Below are 14,533 nucleotides of genomic sequence, written 5' to 3'. Positions count from 1 at the left end.
GGCCGGGACCCGCGAGGAACTACGACTGCGGTGTGGCCGTCACCATCGGCACCGCGGAAGCACCGGGCACCGCCGGAACCGCTTCCTGCGGCTTCGCGGGCGGGGCGATCGTCGTCTGCGCGGTGGCGGCCGGGTTCAGGTCCTTGTGGATGGCCCGGGCGACCGCCTGGATGGTGTTGATGCCGTCGTTCATCGTCTTGTTGTCCTGGGTGAGCACGGTGATCCCGTAGTCGTGCCCCTTCCCGGTGAACGCGCCGATGCTGTGCACCCGCCAGCCGTGCGTGGCGCGCGGCAGCCAGCCGTTCTTGACCTGGACGGTCACCCCGGACGGGGCACCGGCGGGCGTCCCCCACCGCTGCGAGGAGATGACCTTGTGCATCAGGCCGAGCTCGTACGCGCGCGAGTTGTCACTGAGCACGGAGTTCTTCGCGGTCAGCAGGGACAGCAGTCGCAGCTCGTCCTGCGCGGTGATCTGGGTCAGTCCCCAGTAGCCGCCGGAGCCGGGCACGGTGTGCGTCATCCCCGCGGCCTTCAGGAACGCCTTCACCTTGGTCACGCCGAGCTGCTTCCACAGGCTGGTGGTCGCGTCGTTGTCGGACTTGGTGATCATGGCGGTGGCGAGGTTGACCTCACGCTGCGTGAGGTAGCGGTTGTGCTTCTTGTTGTCCCAGAGCAGCGTCGCGAGGACGGTCGCCTTCACGACGCTCGCGGAGTCGTACTTGCTCGTGGACCGCATCGTGCACGACGTCTTGGTGGTCCGGTCGTAGAGCGCGATCGCCGTGGTCGACGAGCGCCCCTTGAGTGCGGCGGTGATGTCCTTCGACAGCTTGGCGGCGAGCCCCGCCTTGCCGGAGGTACAGCTCACCGTCGGTGTCGCGGCCGCGGCCGGCGTGGCGGCGAGGGCCACGGGTGCGAGCACGCCTGCGGCGAGCGTGACGGCGAGCGCGGTGTGTGCGCGGCGGTGGATACGAGGCCGGTCCGTCATGAGACGTCTCCCCCTGAGTGGTCTGCGTGGTGCGCCCCCTGCACACCTGGCACACAGAAGACTCCTGAACGGCCGAAAAGTTGTACGCTCCCGGCCCGGAATGCCGGGTTGTGACGAGGGGACACCGGCTTCGGGGCGAGCGACCGACTCGTCCGCGAGGTCGGTGAAGACCTCGCGGACGAGGGGAGGTTCCGAGTCCGCGCCCCGGAACCTCGGTGGAGCCGCAGCCTACAGATGTGTCGGCTCGAACATCCTCAGCAGCGCCGGGAGCACGACCACCGAAGGGCCGGGCTCCGCGAAGGACTTCGTCAGGTCGTCGGCGAGCGTCTCCGGGGTCGTGCGGACCGCCGGTACGCCGAACGACTCGGCGAGGGCGACGAAGTCCGGGCGGGACAGTTCCGTCGCCGTGGCCTCGCCGAACGCGCCCGTCATGTACTCGCGCAGGATGCCGTAGCCGCCGTCATCGATGATCAACCAGGTGACCGGAAGGTCGTACTGACGGGCCGTGGCCAGCTCCGCGATCGAGTACATCGCGCCGCCGTCGCCGGAGACCGCCAGGACCGGCTTCGTGCGGTCGGCCGCCGCCGCGCCGAGCGCGGCCGGGAAGCCGTAGCCGAGACCGCCCGCGCCCTGCGCCGAGTGCATGGTGTTGGGGTGGCGGGCGTCGAAGGCGGACCAGGCCCAGTAGGCGAGGATCGTCATGTCCCAGAAGCTCGGGGACGTGTCGGGCAGCGCTTCGCGCACCGAGGCGATGAGCTGCTGTTCCAGGGTGAGGTCCTGGCCGGCGATCCGTTCGCGTACCGCTTCGAGCACCGTACGGACGCGGTCCGCGGCCGACGGGTCCTCGCGGCGGTCGACCGCTTCGAGGAGGTCGGCAAGGGCCTCGCGGGCGTCGGCGTGGATGCCGAGCGCGGGGTGGTTGGACTCCAGCTTCCCGGCGTCCGCCTCGATCTGGATGACCCGGCCGCGCGGGCTGAACGTGTGGTAGTTCGAGGAGAGTTCGCCCAGTCCGGAGCCGATGACCAGCAGGACGTCCGCCGCTTCGAGGAAGTCCGTCGTGTGACGGTCCTCCAGCCAGGACTGGAGCGAGAGCGGGTGCTCCCAGGGAAAGGCGCCCTTGCCGCCGAACGTGGTGACGACCGGGGCGTCGATCTTCTCCGCGAGGGCGAGCAGCTTGCCGGACGCGTCGGAGCGTACGACCCCGCCGCCCGCGATGATCGCCGGCCGTTCGGCGTTCGCCAGCAGGTGGGCCGCCACGGCGGTCAGTTCGGGGCGGGCGTGCAGCGGCCGTGGTGTGGCGTCCATCGCGGTGACCGCCGGCAGGGTGGTCTCGGCGAGGAGCACGTCCTGCGGGATCTCGATCCAGACCGGGCCGTGCGGGGCCGTCAGCGCGGACTCCCAGGCGGCGGCGATCGCGGACGGGATCTGCGACGCAGTACGGACCGTGTGGACGGACTTCACGACGTCTCGGAACGACGCCTTCTGGTCCCGGAGTTCATGCAGATAGCCGTGGCGACCGCCGCCCAGGCCCGCGGTCGGGATCTGGCTGGAGATGGCCAGCACGGGCGCCGAGGCGGCCGCCGCCTCCTGGAGCGCGGCGAGGGAGGTGAGGGCCCCCGGGCCGGTGGAGAGCAGCAGAGGGGCGACTTCCCCGGTGATCCGGCCGTACGCGTCGGCGGCGAAGCCCGCGTTGTTCTCGACACGCAGGCCGACGTACAAGAGGGACGAGCGTCGCAGCGCGTCGAACATGCCGAGCGCGTGCTGGCCGGGCAGGCCGAAGACGGTGGTCGCGCCGAGGCCCTGGAGGGTCTCGACGACGAGGTCGCCGCCGTTGCGCCCGGCCGACGGGTTCAGCGCGGCCGCGATCTGCTCGGGGGTGAGCTGCGGGCGCTCGTCGTGGTGGTCGTGGGTCACTTGCCCTCGGCCCCCTTCGCCGCCGCGATCTGGCGGGACATGATCGTCGTGAGTTCGTACGCCGTGTGGGAGGCGGCGACGGAGGTGATCTCCGCGTGGTCGTACGCGGGGGCGACCTCGACCAGGTCGGCGGAGACCAGGTTGCAGGAGGACAGGCCGCGGACGATCTCGAGGAGCTCGCGGGAGGTGAGACCGCCGGCCTCGGGGGTGCCGGTGCCGGGCGCGTGCGCCGGGTCCAGGACGTCGATGTCGATGGAGATGTACAGCGGGCGGTCGCCGATGCGCTGGCGCAGCTGGTCGGCGATCTCGTCGACACCGCGGCGCATGACGTCGGCGGAGGTGACGATGCCGAAGCCCATCTTGGCGTCGTCGTCGAGGTCCTGCTTGCCGTACAGCGGACCGCGCGTGCCGACGTGGGAGAGCGCGGAGGTGTCGAGGATGCCCTCCTCGACGGCCCGGCGGAACGGCGTGCCGTGGGTGTACTCGGCGCCGAAGTAGGTGTCCCACGTGTCGAGGTGGGCGTCGAAGTGGAGCAGGGCTACGGGGCCGTGCTTCTTCGCGACGGAGCGCAGGAGGGGCAGCGCGATGGTGTGGTCGCCGCCGAGCGTCATCAAGCGGGCGCCGGTACCGAGCAGATCGTCGGCCGCGGCCTCGATCGTCTCGACGGCCTCGTTGATGTTGAACGGGTTGGCGGCGATGTCACCGGCGTCGGCGACCTGCGCGAGGGCGAACGGCGAGGCGTCCTGTGCCGGGTTGTACGGGCGCAGCAGGCGCGACGCCTCACGGATGGCGTTGCCGCCGAAGCGGGCGCCGGGGCGGTACGAGACACCCGTGTCGAAGGGCACGCCGACGACGGCGACATCGGCGGTGCCGACCTCGTCGAGGCGGGGCAGCCGCGCGAACGTCGCTGGCCCGGCGTACCGCGGGACGCGGGAGGAGTCGATGGGGCCGCGCGGCGTTTCGTTGCTGCTCATGGGGAGTGCCTTTCTTCTGATGACGCGGGGTGGTGCGGGTACAACGGGTTGCGTCCCCAATCGCCGGACGGGCTCGGATTGCCTGCCCGGCGATTGAGGACGACAGGGCCAGGATCGAGCCCGTCGATGGGGCACCTCCCAAGCCGTTGAGGCGATGGGGGGCGTTGAGGACAAGTGGTCAGACGGTCACGGATTCCGGGGCCGTCTCGTCCGAGTCGGCACCCTTCCCCGCCAGCCGCTCGCGCCAGGCGATCAGCACCGCCGCATCGGTCGGCTTCGTCGCCAAGGAGACGATCACGTACACCGCGAGCGAGGCCAGCAGCCCGTAGTAGACCGGCTCGTTGGCGAGGATTCCGTACGTCGCCATCAGGCCGATCACGGCGACGCCGCCCACCGCCACCGCGGCCAGCGCACCGGCCGCCGTGCCCCGGCGCCACAGCAGACCGCCGAGGATCGGCACCAGCAGACCGCCGACGAGCAGGTTGTACGCGACAGTCAGCGCTTCCACCACATTATTGAGCGCGATGGCGATGACGATGACGGCCACACCCATGATGAGGATGAAGACCCGGTTGCCCTTCACCTCGTCGTGTTCGTCGCCCCGGCCGCGCGAGACCACGCCTCGCAGCTTCGACCAGATGTCGTTGTTGGCGACGGTGGCGCAGGCGATCAGCGCACCGGACGACGTCGACATCACCGCGGCGAGTGCGGCGGCCAGCACCAGCCCTCGCACACCCACCGGCAGTTCGTCCTTGACGATGGTCGCGAAGGCGGAGTCCGCGCTGGGCAGCTTCGGGTACATGACCTTGGCCGCGGTGCCGATGACGGCTCCGGCGAGCGCGTAGACCAGGCAGTACGTACCGGCGACGGTGCCGCCCCAGCGCGCGGTCCGGTCGGTGCGTGCGGTGAACACACGCTGCCAGATGTCCTGACCGATCAGCATGCCGAAGGTGTAGATCAGCACGTAGGTGAAGATCGTCTCGCCGCCGATGCCCAGCGGGTCGAAGTACTCGGTGGGCAGCTTCGCCTTCATCTCGCTGAAGCCGCCGGCCTTGATGACCGCGATCGGCAGGAGCAGGAGCAGCACACCGATCGTCTTGACGACGAACTGCACCATGTCCGTGAGCGTGATCGACCACATGCCGCCGAGCGTCGAGTACGCGACGACGATGGCGCCGCCGAGGATGATCGCGACGGTCCGGTTCATGTCGAAGAGGACGTCGAAGATGGTGGCGTACGCGATGGTCGAGGTGACCGCGAGCATCAGCGTGTACGCCCACATGACGACGCCGGAGATGAGGCCGGCCCGGCCGCCGTAGCGCAGGTCGAGCATCTCGGAGACGGTGTAGACCTTCAGCCGGGCGATGCGCGCCGAGAAGAAGATGGACAGGGCGAGCAGCCCGAGGCCGATGGTGAAGACCATCCAGGCGCCGGAGAGCCCGTACTGGTAGCCGAGGCCGACGCCACCGATGGTGGAGGCGCCGCCGAGGACGATCGCGGCCATGGTCCCGGAGTACATCCAGGGGCCGAGGCGGCGGCCCGCCACCAGGAATTCGCTCTTGGACTTGGCGCGGCGCATGCCCCACCAGCCCATGGCGAGCATGCCCGCCAGATAGACGACGATCACCGCGTAGTCGACAGCCATGGGCTTCCTCCGTCTCAGTCACGTTGCGGGTCATTGCGGGGTTGTGTGGTTCGTGAAGACGGTAGGTGGCCCGCAGGCGGCGCTGAAGTGTACGTTTTATCCAATCTCGCCGTAGCCAATGGATGGACCGTCCATGCCGGACACTCCCACCGGGCCCTCTGTCCCCTCCGGGTCGGCTCCGCCCACCCCGCCGATCCCGCTGGCCGAACTGCTCGCCCGCGAGGACCTCGGGCTGCGCCTGATCGCGGGCCCGGCCCACGTCGACCTGCTGTGGGTGCACACCTCGGAGATGGCCGACCCGTACCCGTATCTGCTCGGCGGTGAGCTGCTGCTGAGCGCCGGGGTGCTGCTCAAGGAGCCGGACACGTATGTCGCCCGGCTGGTGGAGGCGGGGGCGGCGGCGCTCGGCTTCGGGGTCACCCCGGTGCACGACGCGGTGCCGCAGGCGCTGATCGAGGCGTGCGACCGGCACGGGCTGCCGCTGGTCGAGGTGCCGCCCGCGACGCCGTTCACGGCGATCGCGCGGGCGGTGTGGCGGCTGATGGCGGAGGCCCGGCACCGGGAGCTGCGCCGGGTGACGCGCGCCCAGCAGGCGCTGGCGACGGCGGCGGCCCGGCCGGACCCGGTGCCCGCGGTGCTGCACCAGTTGGCCGCACAGCTGGCGGGCCGGGCGATGCTGCTCTCCGCGTCCGGCGAAGAACTGCACGCGGCGGGCCGCCGCCCGGCCCCCGAGGTACGGGCGGCCCTGGCCCGGCTGGCCCGCGTGGTCTCCCCCGACGCCGCCCCCGCCTCCCCGGCCCCGACGTCCGCGACCGACACCCTCGGCGACACGCATCTCTTCGCGTACGCGCTCGGCGGCGGGCAGGGGCTCGTCCTGGCGCTGGCGACGGGCCGGCGCGAGGCGGGCGACCACACGGTCACCGGCATCGCGGTCGTCCTCCTCTCCCTCCTGGCCGCCCCGCACCAGGGCGCCGATGCCGCGGGCCGGTCGGCGGCGCTCGTGCGGCTGCTGCTCGGCGCGGACCCGGTGGCCGTCGCCCCGCTGCTCGGCGGCGCCGAACTCTGGACGGTGGTGCACGCACGCCGCAGCGGTGGCGGCCCGGTGGACCCGCTCACCGCCGGAGCGCTGGGCGCCGCCCTCGGGTCGGCCCTGGTCGACGCGAGCCGGGGTGGCGACGCGGTCAAGGTCCTGGTCCCGGGCGGCGACCGGGTCACCCCGCAGCCCGGCTGGACACTCGGCACCTCCGCCCCGGCCCCCATCACCGCACTGGACCTCGCCGACGGCCAGGCGGCCCGCGCGCTGGGCCGCGCCGTGGCCACCCGTACCCCGCTGGCCCACCACCACATCGACACCGGCCGGGGCCTTGCCGCCCTCGTCCCGCGCGCCGAGGCGGAGGCGCACGCCCGCGCCCTGCTCGCTCCGCTCACCCCCACGCTCGCGGAGACGCTCCGCTGCTGGCTGAGCCTCCACGGCAGCTGGGACCGCACGGCCACGGCCCTCCAGGTCCACCGCAACACGGTCCGCCAGCGCATCGCCCGCTGCGCGACGCTGCTGGACGCGGACCTGGACGACATGGACGTACGGACGGAGCTCTGGTTCGCGCTGCGGCAGCAGTGAGGCCGCGCCGACCGGTCCTGCGGCGCGGTCGGGGCCGGCCGGACCGGCGGTGATCGGGGCCGGCCGGACCGGCGGTGATCGGGGCCGGCCGGACCGGCGGTGATCGGGGCCGGCCGGTCCGGCGGTGAGCGTCGGCTGTGATGTGGGCGACCACCGTCGGCCAACTCTGGACAGCCCCGGTGACCGCCGGGTAACTTTTGACCAGAACTGAGCAAGCGCTTAGCCAGCCCTGGCCGAAGCTCACTCACCGCTGACCGAAGCTGACAGAGGAGGCACCCCCGTGCGCCGTACGGTATTCAACGAGGACCACGAGGCGTTCCGGGAGACCATCCGCGCCTTCATCGAGGCCGAGGTCGCGCCCGTCTACGACGAGTGGTTCGCCGCGGGCCAGGCACCGCGCGACTTCTACGACAAGCTCGGCGAGCTGGGCATATTCGGCATCAACGTGCCCGAGGAGTTCGGCGGCGCGGGGCTGGACACGCACAAGTTCGAGGCCGTGCTCTACGAGGAGACCGCGCGCGCGGGCGTCTCCTTCGGCGGCTCCGGCGTGCACGTGCTGCTCGCACTGCCGTACATCAAGATGCTCGCCTCCGACGAGCAGATGAAGCGCTACCTGACGAAGTTCGTCACCGGCGAGGAGATGTGGGCGCTGGCGATGACCGAGCCGGGCACCGGCTCCGACGTCGCGGGCATGAAGACCACCGCCAAGCTCTCGGAGGACGGCACGCACTACGTCCTCAACGGCGCCAAGACCTTCATCACCGGTGGCGTGCACGCCGACCGCGTGATCGTGTGCGCCCGCACCTCCGCCCCGCGCGAGGACGACCGCCGCTTCGGTATCTCCCTCTTCGCCGTGGACACCAAGTCCGAGGGCTACTCCATCGGCCGCAAGCTCGACAAGCTCGGACTGCGCACCTCCGACACCGCCGAGCTGGCGTTCGTCGACGTGAAGGTGCCCGTCGAGGACCTCCTCGGCGAGGAGAACAAGGGCTTCTACTACCTCGGCCAGAACCTCCCGTCCGAGCGCTGGGGCATCGCCTTCGGCGCGTACGCGCAGGCCAAGGCCGCCGTCCGGTTCGCCCAGCAGTACGTGCAGGAGCGCACGGTCTTCGGCAAGCCGGTCGCCTCGTTCCAGAACACCAAGTTCGAGCTGGCCGCCTGCCAGGCCGAGGTGGACGCCGCCGAGGCCGTCGCCGACCGCGCCCTGGAGGCCCTGGACGCGGGAGAGCTCACGCCCGCCGAGGCCGCCTCCGCCAAGCTGTTCTGCACCGAGGTCGCGCACCGCGTCATCGACCGCTGCCTCCAGCTGCACGGCGGCTACGGCTACATGAACGAGTACCCGATCGCCCGCCTGTACGCGGACAACCGCGTCAACCGCATCTACGGCGGCACCAGCGAGGTCATGAAGTCGATCATCGCCAAGTCCATGGGCCTGTAGAGCGGTTACGTTCTTCTCCATGAGCGCAGCACTTGAATCCCTGCTCGATCTGCTCGACCTCGAGCAGATCGAGCGGGACATCTTCCGGGGTACGAGCCGTTCGGCGGTCGTGCCCCGGGTCTTCGGCGGCCAGGTCGCGGCTCAGGCACTCGTTGCCGCGGGCCGCACCGTCCCCGCGGAACGCACGGCCCACTCCTTGCACTCCTACTTCCTGCGGATGGGCGACCCGGGCGCGCCGATCGTCTACAGCGTCGACCGGATCCGCGACGGCCGCTCCTTCACCACCCGCCGGGTGGTGGCCGTCCAGCACGGGCAGCCGATCTTCCATCTCTCGGCGTCCTTCCAGACGTACGAGGAGGGCCTGGAGCACCAGGCGGACATGCCGCCCGCTCCCGACCCGGAGACGCTGCCCACGGCGGAACAGATGCTCCCGCGGTACGCGGACGTGTTCACCGACCCGGGTGTCATGGACCGGCTGCTGGAGGCACGGGCCGCCGTCGACCTGCGCTATGTCGGCGCCCCGCCGTTCGCCAACGTCGGCACCCCGCAGGAGCCCCGCTCCCAGGTGTGGTTCCGCACCAACGGCAAGCTCGCGGACGACCCGCTGCTGCACGTCTGCATGGCCACCTACGTCTCCGACATGACGCTGCTCGACTCGGTGCTGCTCGCGCACGGGCGCGGCGGCTGGGCGGTCGGCGACGTGGTCGGCGCGAGCCTGGACCACGCAATGTGGTTCCACCGGCCGTTCCGGGCCGACGAATGGCTGCTGTACGACCAGGAGTCGCCGTCCGCGTCCGGCGGGCGCGGACTCGGCCAGGCCCGTATCTACACGCAGGACGGCCGGCTGGCGATCACCGTCATCCAGGAGGGCGTGGTCCGGGTCCCGCGGGACTGAACGGGCCGCGGCCCGCCCCGTCATGGATACTCCCCACCATGAGCGCCGAGAACAGCACCGACAACAGCGCGCCTGGTGGGGAGTCCACGTTCACGGTCGTCGTCGCGGCCGTCGCCAACCTGGGTATCGCCGTGGCGAAGGCTATCGCGGGGCTGATCAGCGGATCGAGCGCGATGCTCTCCGAGGCGGCGCACTCGGTCGCCGACACGGTCACCGAGGTCCTGCTGCTCACCGCGCTCAAGCGCAGTGAGAAGCCCGCCGACGAGGAACACCCGCTGGGCTACGGCCCGGAGCGCTACATCTGGGCGCTGCTCGCCTCGGTCGCCACGTTCGTCGGCGGCGCGGTGTTCGCCTTCTACGACGGCATCCACACCCTCGTCCAGGGCGAGGAGCTCGGCGACCCGCTGGTCTCGTACATCGTGCTGGGTATCGCGTTCCTCCTGGAGGGCTTCTCCCTGCGCACGGGCCTGCGTCAGGTCCGCGGCGAAGCCGCCCGTCTGGGCGCGCCCGCCACCCATTACTTGCGCCACACCCCCGACACCGCGGTCAAGGCGGTCGTGATGGAGGACTCGGCGGCGCTGGTCGGCCTGGTCCTCGCCGCGGGCGGCCTGCTCGGCGGTCAGCTCTCCGGCTCCGGCGTCTGGGACGGCGTCGCGTCGCTCCTGATCGGCGCACTGCTGGTGTACGTGGCCTGGGTGCTGGGCCGGTCCAACGCCCAATTGCTGATCGGCCGCCCGGTGCCGAAGGCCATGCGGGCCGGGATCCGCGAGGAGCTTCTCTCCGTGCCGCACATCATCGAGGTCCTGGAACTCACCACCCTGATCCAGGGACCGACGGAAATCCTCGTCGCCGCGAAGATCGACTTCCGGGACGCGTCGACCGCGGCGCAGATCGAGTGGGCGTGCGAGGAGGCGGAGGAGCAGCTGCAGGAGCGGTATCCGGCGATCCGCCGGGTGTATCTGGACCCGACGCCGGGGCTGGGGCTGGTCGTGGGGCGCGGGGCCGCCGGCTCGGACCCGCCCGGCGTCTGAGGACGACGGGCGCTCAGATCAGCCCGGCCGCATCCAGCAGATAGTCCGTCATCGGGTCGTAGAACCGCGGGTCCAGCACATGGTCGTCCAGCGGCACGACGACCTGAAGGGTGCCCTCCGCCTCCCCGAGGAAGAGCGCCGGGTCATTGCAGTCCGCGTACCCGACCGAGTCGAGTCCCCGCTGCCCGGCGCACCCCGCCCATCCGTGATCGGCGACGACCAGATCCGGCATCGGCCGTCCCTCGCGCTCCAGACCGTCCAGGACGGCCGCCATCGGCGCCGGGGAGTGCGTGTGCCACAGCGTCGCCCCACGCTCCATCACGGCCACATCGGCGAACTGGAAGACCATGCCCTCGTCCGCCATCAGCCCGGACGGAATCCGCACGATCTCGCACCCGGCGGCCCGCAACGCGTCCGCGGTCTGCCGGTGCACATCCAGCAGCCCACCCGGATGCCCGGTCGCGAACAGCACCCGCTCCGAGCCCGCAGCCGCCTTGCGCAGCCGGGCCGCCATCCGCTCCAGCGCGTCGACCGTCAGCTCGGGATCGATGGTGTCCTGCCCGTGCCGGTGCTCCGGATCATCGCTGACCCCACAGCGCTCGGCCATCACGGCGAGCACATCCTGCTCATCGGCCCACCGGTCGCCGAGCTCCAGACCCAGCCAGTAGTGGCGATCGCCGTTGGCGAGCTTGCGGTAGTGGGAGAGGTTGTTGTCGCGGGGTGTGGCGACATCTCCGGCGATACGCGTACGGACGAGGTGTTCGACGAGGGCGGCGCGGCTGGGTATCGGCATGAACCCATTGTGCCGTCAGGTGTGCGCAGTGTGCCGGTCGTCTTGCACGGCGGACGTCGGGGCACGCCTGCGGGGCACTCGGGCCACCGCGTCGCGGGGCTGCCGCGTGCGCCGCACCTACAGCCGGGACGGTCAGCCCGCCCTCCCGGCCCCGGGGCTTCCCGCAGATTCCGTACGAAACGAAGGCCCGGGCGGCCGCCCAGCTGGATCTCACCGGTGGGTACGAATCCCGTTCGGGCCGGCACGGCTCGCGACCCGGCGTTGTCGAGGGTCGTGACGGCCCGCAGCGCGGTCGGACCGTACTCCGCGGTGGCACGGCCGCAGATCTCACGCACGGCGGCCGTGGCCAGCCCCTGCCCGGCGCTCTTCTCGGCGATCCGGTGTCCGAGCTCGGCGGAACCGTCCGCCACATGGCCCTGTCACGGACGCCGCGCCGGCGTCCGCAGGGGGAGCGCGGCGCGGCGTCGTCGGCGTCACTGCACGAAGTGGCCGGGGCCGACGACCTTCCACTGCTGGGTGTGCGGGTCCTGGATCGAGGTGTAGGGAGCCTTGAAGACCAGCACCTGGTCGGTGGACCGCTTGATCGTCCAGAGTTCGGGGGACCTGGTCGACCGGTCCCACGCGATGGCCTGGCCCTCCACGTTCGGAATCTTGACGGTGGCCACCCAGCGCAGGTCCGAGCCCTCGGACGGGACGTCCATCACGTAGGCCTCGTCGTAGTCGTGGCCGGTGATCCACAGGCGGCCGTCGGGCCCCCACGAGCCGCCGGAATTGCTCATCGGCCGCACCTTGTCGAGGAGTTCCTGCGGCAGCGTCCAGGACTCCGTGACCTGGAAGTGGTCGTCGAGCTTGACGATCTGGGTGTTGTCGGTCTTGCCGTACGGCTCCGTCGAGCCCGCCGGCGGCTTGTCGTAGTTGGCGAAGGCTGCCCACCACGCACCGTCGTGGCGGTCCAGCCAGGTCAGTGAGCCGCGGTAGATGCCGAAGCTGAAGGTGTCGATGTGCTTCATCGTTCGGGTGTCGAACACCTCGACGGAGCTCTTCTCGGGCGTGACGTTGTAGTTCGACGTCGCCGCGTAGAGCTTGTGGCCGACCACCGTGGCACTGTCCATGTGGATGATCGGGCCGTCGCTGTCGCCGACGAACTGGAGCAGCGGCTTGCCGGTCACCTTGTCATGCTTGGTGATGGTCTGGTTGTTGACCGCGTAGAAGTACTTGCCATCGACGGCGACGCCCTGCCGTGCGTCGAACGCGTCGAACGTCTGCTTCAGCGTGGCCGAGTACGTCGCCGGGGCGGAGACAGCCGCCTTCGGCAGCGCCTGCACCGAGGCCTCGGCGGACTCGAAACCGGTGGCCATCGTGAGCGTCGCCGCGGCCAGGCAAGCCGCGACTCCTGAAGCGATCTTGGTCCGTACGTGCATTGTTTCCCCTGCAGAGCCGTTTGAGCAGAAGTCGATCGGGCTGCGGGGCAGTGCTCCGCTCCGGCCAGCCGGTTCGACCCTCACGCGCAGGACGATCCTCCGTACAAATACCGTGCGGCCGACAGGTGAACCGGACACGTAGGGATTGCACTGCGCGTCGTCCGACCGGACCACCGTGCCGATCTCCTCTTCAGCGCCCCGGACGTGGGGCACCTGGTATCCGCGACTTCAGCCCTCGCGCCCGGACCGACGCAGCCTGCCGCGAAGGCCTCGCCACAGCCGGCGAGGGCGCCGCTGCAGCGGGCCGCGCTCACCCGCCGGACCACCCTCACCACGGATCGGCCGCCACGGATCGCCCGGCAACGCCATCGGCACCTTGCGATCTGCTTGCGCCTGGATCTCGTAGTGCGCGTCGTGAGCCGTCACACGGAATGCCTCGTCGTAGGAGGCCATGGCGGCGCGGACAGCTCCGCCGGCAAGTCCGCGGCGACGGACCAGGGATGCCAGCCAGGCAAAAAACCCCATGACCGCGGCGAGCGCACCGGTGACCACGAGGAACGGCAAGAACTCACCCATGCGGCCAAGAGTACGTACGACAGCTCCGCAGGGGGTCGGCTGCGCACCGACGACCGAGTGACGGGTGCACATGACGCCGGACTGCCCGATATCGGCGGACGCATGACCCACCGTCGCCTGCAGGATCGCGGGGCGCCCGGCAGCGGCCGCTGCCTGGTTCGTCGCTTTCGGGCGTGCCGCAGGGCCTTGAGCAACCGGAGTTCTCGAACGCTGGACAGGCTGTGGTGGATCAGGTTCCATTCCATGTCCTCCGGCTCGGGACAAGGAGAACGGTGAGGGCATCAGTGGCCGATGCCGGCCTCGTGCGGATTGCCACGAGCCAGGTCGGGGAGGGCGTCACAGGCGTCATGGCAGGAGTGGCCGCAGACATTGGCGTCTTCTTGACGGTGGATGACCTGCGACTCTCCGGTTCCGGCCGACACCGACGCCCGCAGCCACCTGGCTGGGGAACGCCTACCTGATGTGGCACAGCAGAAGGGACCTCGGTCACGACGAGCCCCTCCCATCCACGGCCGCGAGCAGACACCGCTCGACGAGCCAGGAGACCGCCCCGACGGGCACCACCGGCGCGGCCTGCTGCACGGCATGCCGACCGAACCGGCCTCGCTAGGACGCAGCCGCCTCGAACGCCCCCCGCGCCAGCCGGTGCAGCAGCGCGGCCGTCGCCGTGCGGCCCGGGAGGGCGCCGGGGCGGCCCAGGTGGGGGGTCGAGTTGAGCAGGCCGAAGACCGCGTGGACGGTGGCGCGGGCCTCGCTCTCGGGCAGGAGGGGGTAGCGGGCGCGGACCACTTCGACCCAGAGTTCCACGTACTCCCGCTGGAGCCGGCGCACTCGCTTGCGGTCGGTGTCCCGGAGGCGGTCCAGCTCGCGGTCGTGCAGGGTGATCAGGGGGCGGTCGTCGAGGGCGAAGTCGATGTGGCCCTCGATGAGCGCGTCCAGCAGCGTCTCCGGGGAGCCGTCGCCGGAGGTCGCGTCCTCGGTGACCCGCAGCTGTCCGCCGGCCAGGAGGCGCTCGCTGATGCCGACCAGGAGTTCGGCGAGCATCGCGTCCTTGCCGGGGAAGTGGCGGTAGAGACCGGGGCCGCTGATCCCCACGGCAGCGCCTATTTCGTCGACGCCCACGCCGTGGAAACCGCGCTCGGCGAAGAGGCGGGCGGCCTCCTTGAGGATCTGCTCACGGCGTGTCGGGGCGTCCGTCCTGGTGGTCATGGATTCGATTCTAGACAGTCGGGTTAGCGAGCGT

Annotated in this window: 12 protein-coding genes and 1 pseudogene; 4 read left to right on the top strand and 9 right to left on the bottom strand. The window is 70.9% G+C overall.

The features are described 5' to 3' along the window. Window positions 1-19: 19 nt before the first annotated feature. The 4 genes from OHB49_RS27135 to OHB49_RS27120 all read right to left on the bottom strand — a co-directional run bounded on the left by OHB49_RS27135 (window position 20) and on the right by OHB49_RS27120 (window position 5,518). Complete coding sequence (locus OHB49_RS27135; RefSeq protein WP_329163662.1) at window positions 20-985, bottom strand: serine hydrolase; 966 nt, start codon at window positions 983-985, stop codon at window positions 20-22. 228 nt (window positions 986-1,213) lie between these two features. Continuing rightward, window positions 1,214-2,899, bottom strand: a complete 1,686-nt coding sequence (locus tag OHB49_RS27130; RefSeq protein WP_329163660.1) for a thiamine pyrophosphate-binding protein — start codon at window positions 2,897-2,899, stop codon at window positions 1,214-1,216. After that, window positions 2,896-3,873 (bottom strand): agmatinase, encoded by a 978-nt coding sequence (gene speB, locus OHB49_RS27125; RefSeq protein WP_329163659.1) that lies wholly within the window; start codon window positions 3,871-3,873, stop codon window positions 2,896-2,898. Before speB ends, OHB49_RS27130 begins: the two co-directional genes overlap by 4 nt. 178 nt (window positions 3,874-4,051) lie before the next feature. Next, window positions 4,052-5,518 (bottom strand): sodium:solute symporter, encoded by a 1,467-nt coding sequence (locus tag OHB49_RS27120; protein WP_030970836.1) that lies wholly within the window; start codon window positions 5,516-5,518, stop codon window positions 4,052-4,054. Window positions 5,519-5,651: 133 nt separating this feature from the next. On the opposite strand from OHB49_RS27120, the gene OHB49_RS27115 reads away from it, so the two are divergent. From OHB49_RS27115 to OHB49_RS27100, 4 genes are all read left to right on the top strand, one after another. Beyond that, window positions 5,652-7,136, top strand: coding sequence for a PucR family transcriptional regulator (locus OHB49_RS27115; RefSeq protein ID WP_329163658.1), 1,485 nt, complete (start codon window positions 5,652-5,654; stop codon window positions 7,134-7,136). Between the two features lie 280 nt (window positions 7,137-7,416). Further along, on the top strand, window positions 7,417-8,574 hold the full coding sequence (locus OHB49_RS27110; protein ID WP_030970839.1) for an acyl-CoA dehydrogenase family protein: 1,158 nt from the start codon (window positions 7,417-7,419) through the stop codon (window positions 8,572-8,574). A 19-nt stretch (window positions 8,575-8,593) separates the two neighbouring features. After that, the gene (gene tesB / locus OHB49_RS27105; RefSeq protein ID WP_030970840.1) at window positions 8,594-9,469 is read left to right on the top strand and encodes an acyl-CoA thioesterase II; all 876 of its coding nucleotides are present in this window, start codon (window positions 8,594-8,596) and stop codon (window positions 9,467-9,469) included. Window positions 9,470-9,507: 38 nt separating this feature from the next. Next, complete coding sequence (locus OHB49_RS27100) at window positions 9,508-10,500, top strand: cation diffusion facilitator family transporter (RefSeq protein WP_329163655.1); 993 nt, start codon at window positions 9,508-9,510, stop codon at window positions 10,498-10,500. A gap of 13 nt (window positions 10,501-10,513) precedes the next feature. On the opposite strand, the gene OHB49_RS27095 is transcribed toward OHB49_RS27100, so the two are convergent. The 5 genes and pseudogenes from OHB49_RS27095 to OHB49_RS27075 all read right to left on the bottom strand — a co-directional run bounded on the left by OHB49_RS27095 (window position 10,514) and on the right by OHB49_RS27075 (window position 14,499). Further along, the gene (locus tag OHB49_RS27095; RefSeq protein ID WP_329163653.1) at window positions 10,514-11,293 is read right to left on the bottom strand and encodes a phosphatase; all 780 of its coding nucleotides are present in this window, start codon (window positions 11,291-11,293) and stop codon (window positions 10,514-10,516) included. Between the two features lie 149 nt (window positions 11,294-11,442). After that, a pseudogene (locus OHB49_RS27090) lies at window positions 11,443-11,703 on the bottom strand (GNAT family N-acetyltransferase); the annotation flags it as partial. A 63-nt stretch (window positions 11,704-11,766) separates the two neighbouring features. Beyond that, a complete protein-coding gene (locus OHB49_RS27085) occupies window positions 11,767-12,714 on the bottom strand; it encodes a hypothetical protein (protein ID WP_030970848.1) in 948 nt (315 codons plus the stop codon). 228 nt (window positions 12,715-12,942) lie between these two features. Next, window positions 12,943-13,290: a hypothetical protein gene (locus tag OHB49_RS27080; RefSeq protein ID WP_329163650.1), complete on the bottom strand. Its 348-nt coding sequence runs from the start codon at window positions 13,288-13,290 to the stop codon at window positions 12,943-12,945. A 606-nt stretch (window positions 13,291-13,896) separates the two neighbouring features. Then, entirely contained in the window at window positions 13,897-14,499 is a 603-nt protein-coding gene (locus OHB49_RS27075; protein ID WP_030970852.1) for an SACE_7040 family transcriptional regulator, read from the bottom strand. Window positions 14,500-14,533: the final 34 nt, after the last annotated feature.

Source organism: Streptomyces sp. NBC_01717, from assembly GCF_036248255.1.
In the GTDB taxonomy this organism is placed as follows: Bacteria; Actinomycetota; Actinomycetes; order Streptomycetales; family Streptomycetaceae; genus Streptomyces.
This window is presented reverse-complemented; position numbering and strand designations above follow the sequence as displayed.